At 65.3% G+C, this 20,244-nt stretch carries 21 protein-coding genes; 17 read left to right on the top strand and 4 right to left on the bottom strand.

Translation table 11 applies throughout. The annotated features are described in order from the left end of the window. Positions 1–29: 29 nt before the first annotated feature. Complete coding sequence (locus CAG33_RS10400; RefSeq protein ID WP_085577653.1) at positions 30–980, bottom strand: alpha/beta hydrolase; 951 nt, start codon at positions 978–980, stop codon at positions 30–32. Positions 981–1,110: 130 nt separating this feature from the next. Here CAG33_RS10400 and aroC point away from each other — a divergent pair, with 130 nt between their 5' ends. The 5 genes from aroC to mtnC all read left to right on the top strand — a co-directional run bounded on the left by aroC (position 1,111) and on the right by mtnC (position 5,326). Next, positions 1,111–2,202: a chorismate synthase gene (gene aroC, locus CAG33_RS10395; protein WP_085577652.1), complete on the top strand. Its 1,092-nt coding sequence runs from the start codon at positions 1,111–1,113 to the stop codon at positions 2,200–2,202. Between the two features lie 33 nt (positions 2,203–2,235). Then, positions 2,236–3,381, top strand: a complete 1,146-nt coding sequence (locus CAG33_RS10390) for an MFS transporter (protein ID WP_085577651.1) — start codon at positions 2,236–2,238, stop codon at positions 3,379–3,381. Then, positions 3,378–3,998, top strand: coding sequence for a methylthioribulose 1-phosphate dehydratase (locus CAG33_RS10385; RefSeq protein WP_085577650.1), 621 nt, complete (start codon positions 3,378–3,380; stop codon positions 3,996–3,998). Before CAG33_RS10390 ends, CAG33_RS10385 begins: the two co-directional genes overlap by 4 nt. A gap of 94 nt (positions 3,999–4,092) precedes the next feature. After that, positions 4,093–4,638 carry an acireductone dioxygenase gene (locus tag CAG33_RS10380; protein ID WP_085638259.1) on the top strand — a complete coding sequence of 182 codons (546 nt, stop codon included), beginning with the start codon at positions 4,093–4,095 and terminating at the stop codon, positions 4,636–4,638. Between the two features lie 4 nt (positions 4,639–4,642). Then, positions 4,643–5,326 carry an acireductone synthase gene (gene mtnC, locus CAG33_RS10375; RefSeq protein WP_085577648.1) on the top strand — a complete coding sequence of 228 codons (684 nt, stop codon included), beginning with the start codon at positions 4,643–4,645 and terminating at the stop codon, positions 5,324–5,326. 74 nt (positions 5,327–5,400) lie between these two features. Here mtnC and CAG33_RS10370 read toward each other — a convergent pair whose 3' ends face one another. After that, positions 5,401–5,679, bottom strand: a complete 279-nt coding sequence (locus tag CAG33_RS10370; protein WP_085577884.1) for a DUF3509 domain-containing protein — start codon at positions 5,677–5,679, stop codon at positions 5,401–5,403. A gap of 391 nt (positions 5,680–6,070) precedes the next feature. Here CAG33_RS10370 and CAG33_RS10365 point away from each other — a divergent pair, with 391 nt between their 5' ends. From CAG33_RS10365 to CAG33_RS10320, 10 genes are all read left to right on the top strand, one after another. Continuing rightward, entirely contained in the window at positions 6,071–7,909 is a 1,839-nt protein-coding gene (locus CAG33_RS10365; protein WP_085577647.1) for a long-chain-acyl-CoA synthetase, read from the top strand. Positions 7,910–8,005: 96 nt separating this feature from the next. After that, a complete protein-coding gene (locus tag CAG33_RS10360) occupies positions 8,006–8,524 on the top strand; it encodes an ankyrin repeat domain-containing protein (RefSeq protein WP_085577646.1) in 519 nt (172 codons plus the stop codon). Between the two features lie 94 nt (positions 8,525–8,618). After that, positions 8,619–9,149, top strand: coding sequence for a hypothetical protein (locus CAG33_RS10355; RefSeq protein WP_085577645.1), 531 nt, complete (start codon positions 8,619–8,621; stop codon positions 9,147–9,149). 70 nt (positions 9,150–9,219) lie between these two features. Next, a complete protein-coding gene (locus CAG33_RS10350; protein WP_011062611.1) occupies positions 9,220–9,411 on the top strand; it encodes a PLDc N-terminal domain-containing protein in 192 nt (63 codons plus the stop codon). Positions 9,412–9,728: 317 nt separating this feature from the next. Next, a complete protein-coding gene (speE, locus tag CAG33_RS10345; protein WP_085577644.1) occupies positions 9,729–10,604 on the top strand; it encodes a polyamine aminopropyltransferase in 876 nt (291 codons plus the stop codon). Between the two features lie 225 nt (positions 10,605–10,829). After that, positions 10,830–11,063, top strand: coding sequence for a hypothetical protein (locus CAG33_RS10340; protein WP_085577643.1), 234 nt, complete (start codon positions 10,830–10,832; stop codon positions 11,061–11,063). 196 nt (positions 11,064–11,259) lie between these two features. Beyond that, the gene (locus tag CAG33_RS10335) at positions 11,260–11,607 is read left to right on the top strand and encodes a ribonuclease E inhibitor RraB (protein WP_085577642.1); all 348 of its coding nucleotides are present in this window, start codon (positions 11,260–11,262) and stop codon (positions 11,605–11,607) included. Between the two features lie 476 nt (positions 11,608–12,083). Beyond that, entirely contained in the window at positions 12,084–13,493 is a 1,410-nt protein-coding gene (locus CAG33_RS10330; RefSeq protein WP_085577641.1) for a circularly permuted type 2 ATP-grasp protein, read from the top strand. 12 nt (positions 13,494–13,505) lie between these two features. Next, on the top strand, positions 13,506–14,456 hold the full coding sequence (locus tag CAG33_RS10325; protein WP_085577640.1) for an alpha-E domain-containing protein: 951 nt from the start codon (positions 13,506–13,508) through the stop codon (positions 14,454–14,456). After that, positions 14,453–15,256: a transglutaminase family protein gene (locus CAG33_RS10320; protein ID WP_085577639.1), complete on the top strand. Its 804-nt coding sequence runs from the start codon at positions 14,453–14,455 to the stop codon at positions 15,254–15,256. The genes CAG33_RS10325 and CAG33_RS10320 overlap by 4 nt, the downstream gene beginning before the upstream one ends. 109 nt (positions 15,257–15,365) lie before the next feature. Here the strand turns inward: CAG33_RS10320 and CAG33_RS10315 are convergent, their stop codons facing one another. Together CAG33_RS10315 and CAG33_RS28500 are read right to left on the bottom strand one after the other, a co-directional pair. Then, positions 15,366–16,187 carry a cytochrome c gene (locus CAG33_RS10315; RefSeq protein ID WP_085577638.1) on the bottom strand — a complete coding sequence of 274 codons (822 nt, stop codon included), beginning with the start codon at positions 16,185–16,187 and terminating at the stop codon, positions 15,366–15,368. A 95-nt stretch (positions 16,188–16,282) separates the two neighbouring features. Continuing rightward, positions 16,283–16,426 (bottom strand): hypothetical protein, encoded by a 144-nt coding sequence (locus tag CAG33_RS28500; protein WP_170929964.1) that lies wholly within the window; start codon positions 16,424–16,426, stop codon positions 16,283–16,285. 341 nt (positions 16,427–16,767) lie between these two features. Here CAG33_RS28500 and CAG33_RS10310 point away from each other — a divergent pair, with 341 nt between their 5' ends. Next, positions 16,768–17,973, top strand: coding sequence for an acetyl-CoA C-acetyltransferase (locus CAG33_RS10310; RefSeq protein ID WP_085577637.1), 1,206 nt, complete (start codon positions 16,768–16,770; stop codon positions 17,971–17,973). 26 nt (positions 17,974–17,999) lie between these two features. After that, complete coding sequence (locus CAG33_RS10305; protein WP_085638255.1) at positions 18,000–20,144, top strand: 3-hydroxyacyl-CoA dehydrogenase NAD-binding domain-containing protein; 2,145 nt, start codon at positions 18,000–18,002, stop codon at positions 20,142–20,144. Positions 20,145–20,244: the final 100 nt, after the last annotated feature.

The raw sequence follows: 20,244 nt of genomic DNA, 5'->3' as shown, positions 1-20,244 counted from the left end.
CCGAGGACTGGAGGGCAAACGCCGCTTAATCAGGTGCGAAGCCCGTCAATGAATTCGAGCAGCCGCGCGCCGAGCTCGGCCGCCAGCGGCAGATTCGGGTCCTTGTAGGAGGCCAATTGCCGCTTCACGTCGTTGGGAACGATGCGCAGCACATGGTTCATGCCTTCGATCAGCGCCAGTTGCGCATCCGGCTTGGCGGCCTTGAGCAGACGGGCGTCATCGACCTGCACCTGGATGTCGTGGCTGCCCTGGACGATCAGCGCCGGCATCTTCAGCGCCGCGAAGGCCGCCGCCGGATCCTGGCGGAACAGGGAAATCAGGTAGGGCTGCACGCTCGGCCGGAAAATCACCTGCAACGGCGCCGGCACGCGGTCGTCGGTGTGACCGGCCTTGAGGCTGTCGAGCAGTTCGTTGCTGCGCAGCATCAAGGCCGGCGGCAGGCTGCGGGCCAGTTGCTGGCGCAGCACCTGATCGATGGGGCGGGCGCTGCCGGACAGGGAAATCACCGCCGCCGCATCGACTTTCGGCGCAGCGAGGCTGGCGATCAGCGCGCCTTCGCTGTGGCCGAGCAAGATCAACGGGCCGAAGCGCGGGTCAGCCTTGAGCTGGCGGCCCCAGGCCACGGCATCTGAAACGTAGGCCTCCACGGTCAGGTTGCGCTCGTCCGGCGTGGCCGCCAGGCTCGCGGCCACGCCGCGCTTGTCGAACCGGACGCTGGCGACATTGTGCTTGGCCAGCACCCACGCCAGCCGCTTGAGGCTGTCGTTGCGCCCGCCGTCGGGGTTGTTTCCGTCACGGTCCGTAGGCCCCGAGCCAGAAAGGATCAAGACGACAGGCACAGGCTTGTCGGACTTTGGCAGCAACAGCGAGCCGAAAAGTTCGCCGCTGTCGGTGGTCAAAGTGACCGGGCGTTGCAGGACGGTCGCCTGGGCAAAGCCGGTCAGAAGGGTCAGGCTCAAGATCAAAACTCGCAGCATCATCACGCCATCATTTGCAAAGGTGCCGGTTGGACTCGGCATCACCCGTAAGGTTCGAGGATGAACTAGTCGGTTAGCCTGCGTATACTGGCGCGCATCACGAATTTGGGTTCGATTTCACGGAGCGTCCTGCATGTCCGGCAATACCTACGGCAAGCTGTTCACTGTCACCACCGCAGGCGAGAGCCATGGACCGGCGTTGGTCGCCATTGTCGACGGCTGCCCGCCGGGCCTGGAGATCTCCCTGGACGACCTGCAGCGCGACCTCGACCGGCGCAAGCCGGGCACCAGCCGCCACACCACCCAGCGCCAGGAGGCCGACGAGGTCGAGATCCTGTCCGGCGTGTTCGAGGGCCGCACCACCGGTTGCGCCATCGGCCTGCTGATCCGCAACACCGACCAGAAGTCCAAGGACTACTCGGCGATCAAGGACCTGTTCCGCCCGGCCCACGCCGACTACACCTACCACCACAAGTACGGCGAGCGCGACTACCGCGGCGGCGGCCGCAGCTCGGCGCGGGAAACCGCGATGCGCGTGGCCGCTGGCGCCATCGCCAAGAAGTACCTGGCCAGCCAGGGCATCGTCGTGCGCGGCTACATGAGCCAGCTCGGCCCGATCGAAATCCCGTTCAAGACCTGGGACTCGGTGGAGCAGAACGCCTTCTTCAGCCCGGATCCGGACAAGGTGCCTGAGCTGGAGGCCTACATGGACCAGCTGCGTCGCGACCAGGATTCGGTCGGCGCCAAGATCACCGTCGTGGCCGAAGGCGTGATGCCGGGCCTGGGCGAGCCGATCTTCGACCGCCTCGACGCCGAACTGGCCCACGCGCTGATGAGCATCAACGCGGTGAAGGGTGTGGAGATCGGCGCCGGGTTCGCCTGCGTGGCCCAGCGCGGCACCGAGCACCGCGACGAGCTGACCCCGGAAGGCTTCCTGAGCAACAACGCCGGCGGCATCCTGGGCGGCATCTCCTCCGGCCAGCCGATCGTGGCGCACCTGGCGCTCAAGCCGACGTCCAGCATCACCACGCCGGGCCGCTCCATCGACATCCACGGCAACCCGGTGGACGTGATCACCAAGGGCCGCCACGACCCGTGCGTCGGCATCCGAGCCACGCCGATCGCCGAGGCGATGATGGCCATCGTGCTGATGGACCACCTGCTGCGCCACCGCGGGCAGAACGCCGACGTGAAGGTGAGCACCCCGGTGCTGGGCCAGCTCTGATGGGCCGCCTGACAGCCGCCGTGGCCTGACGGCATGGCGGCGCTCCCGTACTGGCGGCTGTCCAGTTTCTATCTGTTCTATTTCGCCTTGCTCGGCTCGACGGCGCCGTTCCTGGCGCTGTACTTCGATCATCTGGGGTTCAGCGCCGCACGCATCGGCGAGCTGGTGGCGATCCCGATGCTGATGCGCTGCGTGGCGCCGAACCTCTGGGGCTGGCTGGGCGACCACACCGGCAGGCGCCTGGCCATCGTGCGCTTCGGCGCGGTGTGCACGCTGCTGACGTTCTCGCTGATCTTCGTCAGCAAGAGCTACGCGTGGCTGGCGATGGTCATGGCGCTGCACGCGTTCTTCTGGCACGCGGTGCTGCCGCAGTTCGAGGTCATCACCCTGGCGCACCTGCAAGGCCAGACCTCCCGCTACAGCCAGATCCGCCTGTGGGGCTCCATCGGCTTCATCATCACCGTGGTCGCGCTGGGCCGGCTGTTCGAATGGCTGAGCCTGGACATCTATCCGGCGGCGCTGGTGCTGATCATGGCGGGCATCGTCCTCAGCAGCCTGTGGGTGCCGAACGCGCAGCCCGCCCAGGGCGACCGGCCGACGGGGGAGGGCTTTCTCAAGCAATTGCGCCGCCCCGGCGTGCTGGCGTTCTACGCGTGCGTGGCGCTGATGCAGATGAGCCACGGGCCGTACTACACGTTCCTGACCCTGCACCTGGAACGCCTGGGCTACAGCCGCGGCGTGATCGGCATGCTGTGGGCGCTGGGCGTGGTCGCCGAGGTGCTGATGTTCATGGCCATGAGCCGGATCCTGGCGCGCTTCTCCCTGCGTCGGGTGCTGATGGCCAGTTTCCTGCTGGCGGCGCTGCGCTGGCTGCTCTTGGGTTCGTTCGCCGAATTCCTTGGGGCGCTGCTGTTCGCCCAGGTGCTGCACGCGGCCACGTTCGGCAGCTTTCACGCCGCTGCCATCCAATTCGTGCAACGTAGCTTCGGCGCCCGCCAGCAAGGCCAGGGCCAGGCGCTGTACGCGGCGCTGGCCGGCACCGGCGGCGCGCTCGGCGCGCTGTACGCCGGGTACAGCTGGAACGCCCTCGGCGCGACATTGACCTTTAGTATCGCAAGCCTCGCAGCGTTCGCCGCTGCCGTTATCATTGCCACTCGCATGCAAGAGGACAGGCCATGAGCCTTACCCGTGAACAGCTCGCCCAGCAGATCATCGACGCCGGGCGCTTCCTTTATGGCCGCGGCTGGTCGCCGGCCACCAGCAGCAACTACTCGGTGCGCCTGTCGCCGAGCGAGGCGTTGCTGACCGTGTCCGGCAAGCACAAGGGTCAACTGGGCCAGGACGACGTGCTCGCCACCGACCTTTCCGGCAATAGCCTGGAGCCGGGCAAGAAACCGTCCGCCGAAACCTTGCTGCACACCCAGCTCTACACCTGGCGCCCCGAAGTCGGCGCGGTGCTGCACACCCATTCGGTCAACGCCACGGTGCTGTCGCGCCTGACGCCGGGCGACTTCATCGATTTCGAAGACTACGAACTACAGAAGGCCTTTAGCGGCGTTTCGACCCACGAGTCCCGGGTGCGGGTGCCGATCTTCGACAACGACCAGGACATTGCACGCCTGGCCGCCAAGGTGCAGCCTTGGCTGGACGCCCACCCCGACTGCGTCGGGTATCTGATCCGCGGCCACGGCCTCTACACCTGGGGCGCGCAGATGAGCGACGCGCTGCGCCAGATCGAGGCCTTCGAATTCCTGTTTGAATGCGAGCTCAAGACCCGCAGCGTATTGAACCGTTAACGGCAGACGCCGACGTCGCCGACCGCCTGATGCAGCGCTGCGCCCACCGGTGTCCACAAGCCGGACGGCGTGGCCGAAACCGAGGAATTGCCCCATGAGCAGCCTGTCCGTCTACCACGTTTCCAGCCCTGAGATTCCGAACAAGGTGCTGACCCATTTCGAAGACATCGCCGCGACCCTGGCCGAGCAGGGCGTGCGCTTCGACCGCTGGCAGGCCGCCACGAAGATCGAGCCCGGCGCCAGCCAGGACGAAGTCATCGGCGCCTACCGCGAGCAGATCGACAAACTGATGACCGAACGCGGTTACATCACCGTCGATGTGGTCAGCCTCAACAGCGACCACCCGCAGAAGGCCGAACTGCGCGCCAAGTTCCTTGACGAGCACCGCCACGGCGAGGACGAAGTGCGTTTCTTCGTCGCCGGCCGAGGCTTGTTCACCCTGCACATCGACGACTACGTGTACGCGGTGCTGTGCGAAAAGAACGACCTGATCTCGGTGCCCGCCGGCACCAAACACTGGTTCGACATGGGCGAGCACCCGCATTTCGTCGCGATCCGCCTGTTCAACAACCCCGAAGGCTGGGTCGCCAACTTCACCGGCGAAGACATCGCCGGCCGCTTCCCGCGCCTGGAGGACTGAGCCGATGTCGATCAAGGTCATCCTCACCGACATCGAAGGCACCACCAGCGCGGTGAGCTTCGTGTTCGACGTGCTGTTCCCGTATGCGGCCGAACATTTGCCGGATTTCGTCCGGCGCAACGCCGCACGGGCGGACGTCGCCGAACAGCTCGACGCCGTGCGCCGTGACAGCGGCGAGCCGCAGGCCGATGTCGAGCGCGCCATCGCGATCCTGCTGGGCTGGATCGCCGAAGACCGCAAGGCCACGCCGCTCAAGGCGTTGCAGGGCATGGTCTGGGAGCAGGGCTATCAGGCCGGGCAACTGAAGGGCCATGTCTATCCGGATGCCGTCGAGGCGCTCAAGCGCTGGCATCAGGCGGGCCATCAACTGTTCGTTTATTCCTCCGGCTCGATCCAGGCGCAGAAACTGATCTTCGGCTGCTCGGAGGCGGGGGATCTGACGCCGCTGTTCGACGGCTACTTCGACACCACGTCGGGGCCCAAGCGTGAAGAACAGTCCTACCGCAACATTCAACAGGCCATTGGCGCCCGGCCGGAGCAGATCCTGTTCCTGTCGGACATCGTCCAGGAACTCGATGCCGCCCAGGCCGCCGGCCTCAAGACCTGCGGCCTGGCCCGCGACGGCGGCGAACTGGAAGGGCACGTAACCGTCGACAGCTTCACCGGCATCGAACCGGAAGCGTTCTGACCTTTAGTTAGTCCGCGCAAAAGCAAACAGGCCGTGAAGCGAACCTTCACGGCCTGTTTGCTTTTGCGGTCGGGTTACAGCGAGTGATACGTCGGCAGGGCAAAGCGCTGCTGGCTCTGCAGCATGGAGATCTGCGGAAGTTCGCTGGCCTGTTCGGCCAGGTCGCGGCGGATCGCGCTGATCGCCCACGACAGTTGGTCGCCGTTGTGCAGTTGCTGATACGTGAGCGCCCGTTTGAACACTTTGCCTTCACCATCGCGCAGCGTCAGCAGGATGCCGCCGTCGGGGCGTGCCTGGGTGGTGACGTTGTACTGGGAGAACAGGGAGGAGAATTTTTCTTGGATCAGGCTCATGTCGTTCAGCTCCGTATGCACATGAATGGCAAGCATGCACAGAGGGTTGCAGCGATTGTGCCAGCATTTCTTTTTTGTAAAATTACTTATAAATCAATAACTTAAAAAATCTCTGTGATTCGGTTGTCGTGCAATCTGCATGAATGGCCATCGTGCATCCTGCATTTTGCGGGATCGCGACCGATGGGAAGGAACCTTTGCGCCGCCACCGTGATCGCGTCCCGGCCGGGGCGGACGACGGATACAAAACATTGCAAAAACCGCGTGTACAGCCCGAGAAGCGCTGACGTATTTTCGGTCTCGGCCCTCGCTGCCCAAGCGCCGGTCGCCGCACAGGATTGCCCGACAATAAAAAAGCCGGCCTGCACGCCAAGGCCGAACGGGAGCTGCCATGAGTCACGCGCCAAGCGACACGATCACCTGGAGCATGATGCTCCGCAAACTGCCGGCCATCGCCAAAGCCCTCCCGCGGGTGGTGAAGGGCATGAAGGCGGCCAACGTCAAGGATCCGACCCAGACGTGTGGCTTGGGCTGGACGTTCGAGCAAGCGGCCCTGCGCAACCCCGACGGCCCCGCGCTGCTGTGCGGCGACGTCGTGCTCAGTTATGCCCAGACCAACCGCTGGGCCAACCGCATCGCCCACTACCTGATCGGGCAGGGCATCGGCAAGGGCGACGTGGTGGCGGTGTTCATCGAGAACCGTCCGGAGCTGCTGGTGACCATTCTGGCGCTGGCCAAGGTGGGCGCCGTCAGCGCGCTGCTCAACACCTCCCAGACCCGCGACACGCTGATCCACAGCGTGAACCTGGTGGCGCCGGTGGCGATCGTCGTCGGCGCGGAACTGTTGCCGGCCTATGCGGCGGTGCGCGAACAGGTGTCGATCCCTGCGCCGCGCACCTGGTTCGTGGCCGACCAGGACACCTCCCGCCATCCGGGCATCGCGCCCGACGGCTACGTCAACCTCATCAGCGCCAGCGCCGATGCCTGCAGCGACAACCCGGCCAGCAGCCGCGACATCCATTTCGACGACCCGTGCTTCTATATCTACACCTCCGGCACCACCGGCCTGCCCAAGGCCGGGGTGTTCAAGCACGGCCGCTGGATGCGCAGCTCGGCCAGCTTCGGCATGATCGCCCTGAACATGGGCCCCGACGACGTCGTCTACTGCACCTTGCCGCTGTACCACGCCACCGGCCTGTGCGTGTGCTGGGGGTCGGCGGTCAACGGCGCCTCGGGCTTCGCCATCCGCCGCAAGTTCAGCGCCAGCCAGTTCTGGGGGGACGTGCGCCGCTACCGGGCGACCACCATCGGCTACGTCGGCGAGCTGTGCCGCTATCTGGTGGACCAGCCGGCCAGCGCCGACGACGGCCGCCACGAGGTGCGCAAGATGATCGGCAACGGCTTGCGCCCCGGTGCCTGGGCCGAGTTCAAGACTCGGTTCGCGGTGGAGCACATCTGCGAACTGTACGCGGCGAGCGACGGCAACATCGGCTTCAGCAACATCCTCAATTTCGACAACACCATCGGGTTCTCGCTGATGGCCTGGGAGCTGGTCGCCTACGATCACGACAGCGGCCAGCCGGTGCGCGGCGGCGACGGCTTCATGCGCAAGGTCGGCAAGGGCGAGCAGGGCCTGCTGCTGGCGCGGATCGACGACAAGGCGCCGCTGGACGGCTACACCGACCCGCAGAAGACCGCCAAGGTGGTGCTGCAGGATGTGTTCGCCCGCGGCGACCGCTTCTTCAACACCGGCGACCTGCTGCGCAACATCGGTTTCGGCCATGCGCAGTTCGTCGACCGGCTCGGCGACACCTACCGCTGGAAGGGCGAGAACGTCTCGACCACCGAGGTGGAGAACCTGCTGCTGCAGCACCCGAACATTTCCGAGGCGGTGGCCTACGGCGTGGAGATCCCCAACACCAACGGCCGTGCCGGCATGGCGGCGATCACCCCGGCCGAATCGCTGGCCACCCTGGATTTCGCCGAACTGCTGGCCTTCGCCCGCCAGCGCATGCCGGCCTATGCGGTGCCGCTGTTCTTGCGGGTGAAGGTGAAGATGGAAACCACCGGCACGTTCAAGTACCAGAAGACCCGCCTCAAGAGCGAGGGCTTCGACCCGGGCCTGACGGGGGACGATCCGGTGTACGCGTGGCTGCCCGGCAGCCAGACGTATGTGCAGGTCAGCGGGCAGGTATTGGCCGATATCGGCGCCGGGAAATACCGTTATTGAGTTTGGCTATTGGCTGGCTTGGAAAAAAGGGGGTGACAGCTATCGTTCGGCTCGGGAAACTGTCGCCATTCCGATCGACCGAAAGTGGAGTTTCCCATGTCCGACCAAAACCGCCAGATGACCCCAGAAGAGGCCGCCGCCTTCACCGAGCAGGTGTTCAACAAGGCCCGCGAGGGCGACGCGGTGATGCTCGACCGGCTGATCGGCGCGGGGCTGCCGGTGAACCTGCGCAACGGCAAGGGCGACACGCTGCTGATGCTGGCCAGCTATTACGGGCACCTGGACGCGGTGCAGGTGCTGCTCAAGCACAAGGCCGACCCGGAGCAACGTAACGGCAACGGTCAGAGCCCGATCGCCGGCGCGGCGTTCAAGGGTGACCTGGCGGTGGTCAAGGCCTTGGTCGACGGCGGCGCCGACATCGACGGCGCCTCGTTCGACGGCCGTACGGCGCTGATGATGGCGGCCATGTTCAACCGGGTGGAAATCGTCGAGTACCTGATCGGCAAGGGCGCCGACCCGAAAGCCAAGGACGCCAACGGCGTCACCGCCCTCGACGCGGCCCGCACCATGGGCGCGGCCGACACCACGGCGCTGCTGGAAAAGCTTCTGGGCTGAAACCGGCCTCAGGTCGGAACCGGGCCTGTGGCGCAGGCGAGAATGCGCTATCCTGCGCGCCCTCGAAAAACCTTCGCCACAGGATCCGCCCCCCATGAAAGCCGCACTCGCCGAACTCATCAGCAAAATCAGCTCCGGCTGCATGGCCGAGGACGAAATCCTGAAGGTCGCCGATGAAGCGGCGCAGGCCTACGCCGATGCTGACGCCTTCCTGGCCGCCAACACCGACATCAACTACGACGACACCTTCCCGATCCCCCTGGGCGAGTGGGTGGTGGTCGGCAGCCTGCCGGACACCGTGCTGTTCCAGGCCGACACCTATGCGGACCTGTTCGCGCAGATCGTCGCGTCGTTCGGCCCCGGCGTGGAATTCAACCTCAAGCCCAAGCAACTGGCCAAGACCGAAGCCCTGACCGCGCTCAACCGCATCCAGATCCAGATGAGCAGCCTGAACAAGGAAAACGGCGGCTACACGCTGATGAACTTCAGCCAGCTGCTCGATGACGAGCTGCAAGTGGTGCTGGTGTACGGCAACGACGTGCCGCGGGTGCTGGAACTGTGCGCCGAAACCGGCATCGCCGCCGCGCCGGCGCTGGAGGCCCTGAAGGTCGCGGTGCACGTCTGAGGCAATAAAAAGGAACCCCGGCCGGCGCCGTCTATCCTAAGGGTGCATGCCACCACTTCGGAGCGACGCCATGGGTTCCACGTTCAACGGCCTGGTCGGGCTGATCATCCTTGCCCTGGACATCTGGGCGATCATCAATGTGCTGAAAAGCGGCGCCGAGACCGGGATGAAGATCCTCTGGGTGCTGCTGATCATCCTCCTGCCGGTGCTGGGCCTGATCATCTGGGCGATCGCGGGCCCCAGGGGCAATGTGCGGCTTTGACCCGAACCTGCGGGAGCGTTTGACTGATCCGGCCCTCAAGTGCCTGGGCGGACGCCATCGCCAGCAGGCTGGCTCCCACAATGGACTGCAGTGACCGCAGATTCGGCATTCGACCGCGATCCCGGTGGGAGCCAGCCTGCTGGCGATGGCGTCAGCCGGGGCGCCGCCCGGCCGGATCGATGCCGTCTCTCGCGCAAGGATCGCGCCCGGCCGATGAACCGGGGTTCGACCTGTCATCTTGCGCAACGTAGAATGCGCGCCTTTCCCGGGCAGTCGTCACTGCGACCGTCGCCCCAGCATTCACCGGAGCACGTCCCATGAGCACCACCAAGACCAGCGAGTACCTGGAAACCCTCTACGAAGGCTACGGCCAGCGTTTTCGCATGGAAAAAATGCTGCACGAAGTGCGCACCGAACATCAGCACCTGGTGATCTTCCAGAACCCGCGCATGGGCCGGGTGATGGCGCTGGACGGCGTGATCCAGACCACCGAGGCGGATGAGTTCATCTACCACGAGATGCTCACCCACGTGCCGATCCTCGCCCACGGCACCGCCAAGCGCGTGCTGATCATCGGCGGCGGCGACGGCGGCATGCTGCGCGAAGTGACCAAGCACGCCAGCGTCGAGCACATCACCATGGTCGAGATCGACGGCACCGTGGTTGACATGTGCAAGGAATTTTTGCCGAACCACTCCAAGGGCGCCTACGATGACCCGCGCCTGAACCTGGTGATCGACGACGGCATGCGTTTCGTCGCCACCACCACCGAGAAGTTCGACGTGATCATTTCCGACTCCACCGACCCGATCGGCCCGGGCGAGGTGCTGTTCTCGGAAAACTTCTACCAGGCCTGCCACCGTTGCCTGAACGAGGGCGGCATCCTCGTGACCCAGAACGGCACGCCGTTCATGCAGATCGACGAAGTGAAGACCACCGCCGGCCGCCTGCGCAGCCTGTTCCCGGACTGGCACTTCTATCAGGCGGCCGTGCCGACCTACATCGGCGGCTCGATGACCTTCGCCTGGGGTTCGACCGACCCGGCCTACCGCAAGCTGAGCCGCGAGACCCTGCAGCAGCGCTTCATCGGCAGCGGCATCGTCACCCGCTACTACAACCCGGAAATCCACATCGGCGCCTTCGCCCTGCCGCAATACGTGCTGCAGGCGGTGAACAAGCCGGCCAACGACTGAGCCTGTGCGCAAGCGGCGGGCCGCACCGCCGCTTGCGCATGCCAGACCGCCCTCCGAACCTGTAGGAGCCAGCCTGCTGGCGATGGCGCCCGCCAAGGCGCCGCCTACCGGCCCCCGCATGAAAGGTTTTTCATCTGCGTCGGCGACAATCCTCGGGAACGATCAAATCGGCTAAAAGTCGAGATAGGTGTAGGCCCATTTGCGGGCTTGACCGAGGAGGCTCCGATGTCAAAGTGGAAAGTCACTTTCGTGGATGATCATGGCGAAACCGTCGACGAAGTCTTCGAGTGCGAGGAGTGCCCGAGCCACGAGCACGCCGCCCGTCTCATCAAGGAACGATTCCTTCCCGTGGCCGCCGAGCTGGATCTGAACGATCTGGAGGGGCGCACCGCCGATGCCGGCGTCAAGAGCCTCAAGGCTCAGCACAGCATCGAAATCCGCAGCATCACCCTAGTCTGAATCTTTCTGACAGCTGATCGCCAGGCCTTGGCAGCGGGTCTGTCATGGGGCTAATCTGCAGGCGAGATCAGCGAACGGATCGCTAAGGTCTGGTCTTGTCAGCTCCATGCTTGTTTCCCGTGGGCAACCCGGTTGCCGCAACGCTTGAGTGCAGGGAATACGGAAAGTCTATCCATCTGTCAGAGGGGGACGTTTCATGAGCACAGCCTATCAAGAAGACATCAGCAGCAACGTGCTGCGCCGCATGAAAGAAGGCGGTTTCGATTTCTCCAGGATCCATCCCATCGAGTTCTACGCCATTTTCCCGAACGAGGAGCGGGCGCGCAGGGCGGCAGGTCATTTTCGCGGTGAATCCTTCAATGCCCAGGTCAGCGTGCGCGACGACGGCGCGTGGTACCTGGAACTGAGCAAGGTCATGCACGCGACCTACGGTGGCATCGGCGATTTCGAGCAGCGTTTCTCCGCCGTGGTGGAGCCGTTGGGCGGCGTCATCGAAGGCTGGGGTGTGAAGCACGAGCTGCGCAACCGGCGGCGCCTGCACTGATCTTTCGCAACAGCGTCGGGCAACGGCTGACCTTCGGGTCGGCCGTTGTCGTTTCCGGGGCCCGGAAACGCCGTGGCAAAACCCTGAAACAAGAATCCGAGGCAAAAAAAAGCCACCGTCGAAGGTGGCTCAAAGGGAAGACCGGAAGGAGAGGGAACCGGTCAGGGTTACGGCTGGGCGGGCTGCGGTCGCGGCCATCGATCGGTTGGGCTGCACACTTGGCGGGGGAACTCGTGCAGCGGATGCGCGGATTATCCGCAGCCGCTGCCGGGCAGTGAAATCAACTCTGACTATGCTGGTGATAGGCGACGGCGTTGCGTCGCCATGGAGCGGGGGCGATCGGGTAGGGGCGTTTGTCGCACAGCAATGGTGCGGTGTTCGCGGCGCGATTATCCAACCGATTGAAATCAAAGCGTTTCTGCCGATGGCACGGGCCTTGCGAAGGTTCGGATGTCCGGAGCGACAAGGAGTACGGCATGAACCGCACCAGTTTTGACGAGATGTACGATGCCGGCGGCCAGGTCCGCCCGCATTACCGGGAATTCGCCCGCTGGCTGGCCGAGACGCCCGACGAACTGCTGGCCCAGCGGCGACGCGAGGCCGATCTGCTGTTCCACCGTGCCGGCATCACCTTCACCCTCTACGGGGACGAGCAGGGCACCGAGCGCCTGATCCCCTTCGACACCATTCCGCGCAGCATCCCCGCCAGCGAATGGCGGACCGTCGAGCGCGGCTGCATCCAGCGGGTCAAGGCGCTGAACCTGTTCCTCGCCGACCTCTACCACGGCCAGCGCATCATCAAGGCCGGGATCATTCCCGCCGAGCAGGTGCTGGCCAACGAACAGTACCAGTTGGCGATGCAGGGGCTGGATCTGCACCGCGACATCTATTCGCACATCTCCGGCGTCGACCTGGTGCGCGACGGCGACGGCACCTACTACGTGCTGGAGGACAACCTGCGCACCCCCAGCGGCGTGAGCTACATGCTCGAAGACCGCAAGATGATGATGCGCCTGTTCCCCGAACTGTTCGCCGCCCAGCGCATCGCCCCCATCGACCATTACCCGAACCTGCTGCTCGACACGCTCAAGAGCTCCAGCCCCCTGGACGACCCGAGCGTAGTGGTACTGACGCCGGGGCGGTTCAACAGCGCGTTTTTCGAGCATGCGTTCCTCGCCCGGGAAATGGGCGTCGAGCTGGTGGAGGGCGCGGATCTTTTCGTGCGCGACGACAAGGTCTACATGCGCACCACCGACGGCCCGAAGGCCGTGGACGTGATCTACCGCCGTCTCGACGACGCCTTCCTCGACCCGCTGGCGTTCCGCCCGGACTCGATGCTGGGCGTGCCGGGGCTGCTGTCGTCGTACCGCTCCGGCAACGTGGTGCTCGCCAATGCGATCGGCACCGGCGTGGCCGACGACAAGTCGGTGTATCCGTACGTCACTGAAATGATCCGCTTCTACCTCGACGAGGAGCCGATCCTCAAGAACGTGCCGACGTGGCAATGCCGCAATCCGTCGGAACTGTCCCACGTGCTGGCCCATCTGCCGGATCTGGTGGTCAAGGAGACCCAGGGCTCCGGCGGCTACGGCATGCTGGTGGGGCCGGCGGCGACGGGCGCGGAGATCGACGCGTTCCGCGAGCGGATCAAGGCCAGGCCGCATGCATACATCGCGCAGCCGACGCTGTCGCTGTCGACTTGTCCGACCTTTGTCGAGAACGGCATCGCGCCGCGCCACATCGACCTGCGCCCGTTCGTGCTGTCCGGCCGGGAAACCCGGGTGGTGCCCGGTGGCCTGACCCGTGTCGCCCTGCGTGAAGGCTCCCTGGTGGTGAATTCCTCCCAGGGCGGCGGCACCAAGGACACCTGGGTGGTCGAGGATTGAAGGAAACCTGCCATGTTAAGTAGAACTGCCTCGGATCTGTACTGGATGTCGCGTTACCTGGAGCGTGCGGAAAACCTCGCGCGGATGCTCGACGTCAGCTATTCGCTGTCGCTGATGCCGCAGGACGGCCGCGGCGACGGCCTGCACGAACTCGCCATGCCGCTGATGATCACCGGCACCCTGGACGACTACCTGGAGCGCCACGGCGAGCTGCACGCCGAGCGGCTGCTGCACTTCTTCGCCCTCGATGCGGCCAACCCGGCCAGCATCTACAGCTGCCTCGGCGCGGCCCGGGCCAGCGCCCATGCGGTGCGCGGGCGGATCACCGCCGACATGTGGGAAAACATCAACGCCACGTGGCTTGAGATCCGCGGGATCGCCGACCAGGGCCTGAGCCGCTACGGCATGAGCCGGTTCTGCGAATGGATCAAGGAGCGCTCGCACCTGTTCCGCGGCGCCTCCTACGGCACCATCATGCGCAACGACGCGTTCCGCTTCATCCGCCTGGGCACGTTCATCGAACGGGCGGACAACACCCTGCGCCTGCTCGACGCCCGCTACGAGATGGCCGGCGACCAGGCCGAAGCGGTCAGCGACGGCACCGCGCACGCCTATTACCAGTGGAGCGCGCTGCTGCGGGCCTTGTCGTCGTTCGAGGCCTACACCGAAATCTACCGCGATGCGCCCGGCGCCCGGCATGTCGCCGAGCTTTTGCTGTTGCGTGCCGACGTGCCGCGTTCGCTGCGGGCCTGCACCGAAGAGATCGACCAGATCCTCGCCCAGTTGCCGGGGGCCAACGGCCGGCCTGCGCAACGGCTGGCGGCGGAAATGGACGCGCGCCTGCGCTACACCGGCATCCACGAAATCCTCGAGGAGGGCCTGCACGCCTGGCTCACCGAATTCATCCCGCTGGTGCGCCAGTTGGGCAACGCCATTCACAGTTCCTACCTGGAGGCCGCATGAGACTTTCCGTCAGCCACGAGACCACCTATCACTACGACGATCAGGTGCGGGCGAGCATTCAGTACCTGCGCCTGACCCCGCACGACAGCGAGCGCCAGCAAGTGCTGAACTGGCAACTGAACCTGCCGCGCCCGGTGCGCGCGCAGCTCGACCCGTTCGGCAACATCCTGCATGTGCTGACCCTCGACGAACCCCACGAAGCGATCGTCATCGGCGCCCGGGGGGTAGTGGACATCGACGAACGGCGCGAGGCGGAACACGAGAGCCAGTCGGCGCTGCCGTTCCTGCGCTTCACCCGCCTGACCGAGGCCGACGAAGCGTTGCGCGCATTCGCCGGCCAAGCCTGCAAGCAGCGCCGCGACCGCACCGCGCTGATCGACCTGATGCACGGCCTGAACCAGCACATGGCCTACCTGCCGGGCTCGACCGAAGTCGACACCTGCGCCGCCGAGGCGTTCGCGGCACGGACCGGCGTCTGCCAGGACCACACCCACGCGTTTCTCGCCTGCGCGCGCAGCCTGGGGGTGCCGGCGCGTTATGTGTCGGGTTACCTGTACAGCGAGGACTGCGAGCACCTGGCCAGCCACGCCTGGGCCGAGGCCTGGCTGGATGACGCCTGGTACAGCTTCGACGTGACCAACCGGCTGGCCCGTCCGGAGCGTCACCTGAAGCTGGCGGTGGGCCTGGACTACCTCGACGCCTGCCCGGTGCGCGGCATGCGCCGGGGCGGCGGGTACGAGCAGATGCACGCCAAGGTGGTGGTGGCGCCGACGCCGGTGATCGCCGTCCAGCAACAGTGATGAGGCCCCCTGTAGGAGCGAGCCTGCTCGCGAAGGCGGATCGGCCACCTTTGCAGTGGCTGACGGATCGCTTCGCGAGCAGGCTCGCTCCTGCAGGGATGGTGTGGTCTCAGGGCTTAACTTTGCGTCCGGCCATGTGCTTGAGGTAGCCCACCAGGTTCTGCAGCTCCGCGTCCGGCAGCACCTGGGCGGAGAAACCCGGCATCTTCGCCTGCGGCCATTGGCGCAGGCTCTGCGGGTCGCGAATGTAGCGCTTGAGGAAGTTCGCACCGAAGTACTCGGTCGGGTTGTACGGAATGTTCAGGTCCGGCCCGAACTGCGCATCCCCGGCACCGTTAAGGCGGTGGCAGGCCAGGCAGTTCTTCTGGAACAGCGCGAAGCCCTTGTTCACCGGGTCATCGGCCTTCAGCGCGGGATCCGGCAGCAGGGCGGGGAAGCGCTCGGCAACCGGCGCCATGCGCTTGATGCTGGCGACTTCGAACGGCCACTGCTCGGGGCTGATGTGGCCGGCCTCGGGGTCGGTCCAAACCAGATAGAACGGCCCGGCGCTGGGCTTGCCTTCCGACAGTGGCGGCCACGGCTGCGCCGGATCCTCGATGGCCAGCCAGGCCCGTGCGCCTTGGGTCTGGAGCAACGGCGCGGCGGCCAGTTCCGCGGCGAAGCCGTCCAGCGCCACCGCTTGCAGGTGGTCGCCCGGCTGGATGCCCGTCAATAGCGCAGCCACCGGCACGGCGCGGTAGGTCATGTCGCGCTTGTAGGAAACATCGTTCTTGATCGTGAGGGTCTGCACCTGAGGATGCTTGAGCAGTTCCTCGGTCTGCCAGGTGCGGCCGTTCGCGCCCAGCTCCAGGTTCAGCTGTGCGGCGTAGAGGGGCGTGCTCAGCAGCAGGGCCCCGAACAGTGTGAGCGCTTTCAAATGATCGCCGTCCATGTCGTGGAAGTGCGCAAAGAGTGGCACAGCCACGCTGGCCCGGATAGCGGGCCAGTCACAGGATAAGTGGCGATGAGCGAAACCTGCCGCTTGAGTCAGCCGAGCACCTTGGTCAGGTTGGGCAGAATCAACAACAGCGTCGTGGCAAAGAGAATGAGCCCCGCTTGACGAACTTTCGGTTGTTTGAACATGGCTTGACCGCCTTTTTTGTTATTTCCTGAGGCTTGCCTGATCTCCATGACGGCAAGCGTTGCACTTCCTGTAACGAACGGGTGCCTCGGCAAAACCCGACGACAACGACGTACTTGTTCACATTAGGGCCCGCGTCACGCTTGGCTTAGATCCATTTCGTATGGAATTGCTGCCAGTCGCGATAAAAACGGCATGAGGCCCATTGCCAGCTTCTTTGCCGCCCTTTTGCTAGACAGCTCGGTGGCCTGAACCGGTTAACCTGGCCGGGGATGACCGTCCGTCTGAGCGTGCGCGTCAACGCCATTGAGCGCTGCGGTCATTGAATCCGGGGCGGCGCGAGCCAACAGTGAGCGCACGAAATTCACTCACCGCACAGGTTCGAGACGTCATGACCCAAGCTTTGATTTTCGACGCGTTACGCACGCCCCGCGGCAAGGGCAAGGCCGATGGATCGCTGCACAGCGTCAAGCCGGTGAACCTGGTGGCCGGGCTGCTCACCGCACTGCAGCAGCGCACGGCGCTGGACACCAGCCAGGTCGATGACGTGGTGCTCGGTTGCGTCACGCCCATCGGCGATCAAGGCTCGGACATCGCCAAGACCGCCGTGCAGGTGGCCGACTGGGACATCAGTGTGGCGGGCGTGCAGATCAACCGCTTCTGCGCCTCGGGCCTGGAGGCGGTGAACCTCGGGGCCATGAAGGTGCGCTCGGGGTTCGAAGAGTTGGTGGTGGTCGGCGGCGTCGAATCCATGTCGCGGGTGCCGATGGGCAGCGACGGCGGTGCCTGGGCACTGGATCCGCAGACCAACCTGCACAGCCATTTCACGCCGCAGGGCGTGGGCGCCGACCTGATCGCCACCCTTGAGGGGTTCAGCCGCCAGGACGTCGACGCGTACGCTTTGCATTCGCAGCAAAAGGCCGCGCGGGCGCGGGCCGACGGATCGTTCAGCAAATCCCTGGTGCCGGTGCAGGACCAGAACGGCATCGTCCTGCTGGATCACGATGAATTCATCCGCGCCGAGTCCACCCTCGAAGGCCTGGGCAAGCTCAAGCCGAGCTTCGAAATGATCGGCCAGATGGGCTTCGACGCGACGGCGCTGCGGGTCTACAGCCATGTCGAGCGGATCAACCATGTGCACACGCCGGGCAACAGCTCCGGCATCGTCGATGGCGCGGCGCTGATGCTGATCGGCTCCGAAGCCCGCGGCAAGGCGCTGGGCCTCACGCCCCGGGCGCGGATCGTCGCCACGGCGGTCACCAGCACCGACCCGACCATCATGCTCACCGGCCCCGCGCCTGCCACCCGCAAGGCGCTGGCCAAGGCCGGGCTGCGGGTCGAGGACATCGACCTGTTCGAAGTCAACGAAGCCTTCGCTTCCGTGGTGCTGAAGTTCATCAAGGACATGGCCGTCGACCCGGACAAGGTCAACGTCAACGGCGGCTCCATCGCCATGGGCCATCCGTTGGGCGCCACCGGCTGCGCGATCCTCGGCACCCTGCTCGATGAACTGGAAGCCCGGCGCCTGCGCTATGGCCTGGCGACGCTGTGCGTCGGCGGCGGCATGGGCATCGCCACCATCATCGAACGCCTCTGAGCCCGGACTTCAAGGAATCCACCCCCATGAACCAAGCCATCCGTTACGAACTGGGCCAGGACAACATCGTCACCCTGACCATCGACATGCCGGGCCAGAGCGCCAACACCATGAACGCGGTGTACCGCGAGGCCATGGCCGATTGCGTCGCCCGCCTGGCGGCGGAAAAGGACACGATCGCCGGCGTCATCGTCACCTCCGCCAAGAAGACCTTCTTCGCCGGCGGCGACCTCAACGAGCTGATCAAAGTCGGCAAGCCCGAAGCCCGGGCCTTCTACGACATGGTGCTGACCCTCAAGGGCCAGTTGCGCACCCTGGAGACCCTCGGCAAACCGGTGGTCGCCGCCATCAACGGCGCGGCGCTGGGGGGCGGCTGGGAAATCTGCCTGGCCTGCCATCACCGGGTGGCGCTGGACGACGCGTCGGTGCAGCTCGGTCTGCCCGAAGTGACCTTGGGCCTGTTGCCGGGTGGCGGCGGGGTGGTGCGCATGGTGCGCATGCTCGGCCTGGAAAAGGCGCTGCCATATCTGCTTGAAGGCAAGAAAGTCCGCCCGCAGCAAGCCTTGCAGGCCGGCCTGGTCGACGAACTGGCGGCCGACCGCGACGAACTGCTGGCCAAGTCCCGGGCCTGGATCCTGGCCAACCCGAACGCGGTGCAGCGTTGGGACGTGAAGGGCTACCAGATCCCCGGTGGCACGCCGTCGAACCCGAAGGTCGCGCAGATGCTGGCCATCGCGCCGTCGATCCTGCGCGCGAAAACCCAAGGCACCTTGCCTGCCCCGGAGAAGATCCTCTGCGCGGCGGTGGAAGGCGCGCAGGTGGATTTCGACACGGCGCACCTGATCGAGACCCGCTACTTCACCGAACTGACCACCGGCCAGGTCGCGAAGAACCTGATCGGCACGTTCTGGTTCCAGCTCAACGAAATCAATGCCGGCGGCTCGCGGCCGCAGGGGCATGCGCCTTACGTGACACGCCGGGTGGGCGTGCTCGGGGCCGGGATGATGGGTGCGGGGATCGCCTACGTCAGCGCGGCGGCTGGCATCGAGGTGGTGCTCAAGGACGTGAGCCTGGCCGCCGCCGAGAAGGGCAAGGCCCATTCGGCGGCGTTGCTGGACAAGAAAGTCGCCCGCGGCCACATGAGCGCCGAGCAGCGCGATACGGTGCTGGCGCGGATCCGTCCCACCGAAAGCGATGCCGACCTGGATGGCTGCGACCTGATCATCGAGGCGGTGTTCGAGGATCGGGAGCTCAAGGCCAAGGTATCGGCGGCCGCGCAACAGGTGGTCGGCGCCGACGCGGTGATCGCGTCCAACACCTCGACCCTGCCGATCACCGGCCTGGCGACGGCGGTGCCGGATCCGGGCAAGTTCATCGGGCTGCATTTCTTCAGCCCTGTGGACAAGATGCCGCTGGTGGAGATCATCAAGGGCGCGCAAACCCGCGACGAGACCCTGGCCCGTGGTTTCGACTTCGTCCTGCAGATCAAGAAGACCCCGATTGTCGTCAACGACAGCCGTGGCTTCTTCACCTCGCGGGTGTTCGGCACGTTCACCAACGAAGGCATCGCCATGCTCGGCGAAGGCGTCAGCGCGCCGATGATCGAGACCGAAGCGCGCAAGGCCGGGATGCCGGTGGGGCCGCTGGCGATCTCCGACGAAGTTTCCCTCAGCCTGATGAGCCATATCCGTCTGCAAACGGCCAAAGACCTGCAAGCGGAAGGGAAACCGCTGATTGAGCACCCGGCGTTCGCCGTGATTGACTTGCTGCTCAACGAATTCAAGCGGCCGGGCAAGGCCGCGGGAGGCGGTTTCTATGACTATCCGGCCGGCGGCCAGAAACACCTCTGGCCCGAGCTAAAGACCCGTTTCGAAAGGCCAGACGGGCAGATTCCGCCGAAGGACGTACGTGATCGCCTGCTGTTCGTGCAGGCCCTGGAAACCGTCCGTTGCGTGGAGGAGGGCGTGTTGATGTCCACGGCCGACGCCAACGTCGGCTCGGTCTTCGGCATCGGTTTCGCGGCGTGGACGGGCGGTGCCTTGCAGTTCATCAACCAGTACGGCGTGCAGGACTTCGTCGCCCGCGCGCAATACCTGGCCGAACAGTACGGCGAGCGTTTCGCGCCACCGGCCCTGCTGCTCGAAAAGGCGGCGAAGGGGGAACTGTTCTGACGGTGTCCTGACGGGGATCGGGCGCATTTCGGGGCTTGCCTTGCCGGGTGGTTTCAAGGCAGGCTCTGGGGTGTGCATTATTCCCATCACGTGTCAGGAA

The sequence above is a fragment of the Pseudomonas sp. B3(2017) genome (assembly GCF_002113595.1).
Taxonomy (GTDB): Bacteria; Pseudomonadota; Gammaproteobacteria; order Pseudomonadales; family Pseudomonadaceae; genus Aquipseudomonas; species Aquipseudomonas ekonensis.
Note: the sequence above shows the minus strand (reverse complement) of the source record. Positions and strands in the feature narration are given on the sequence as shown.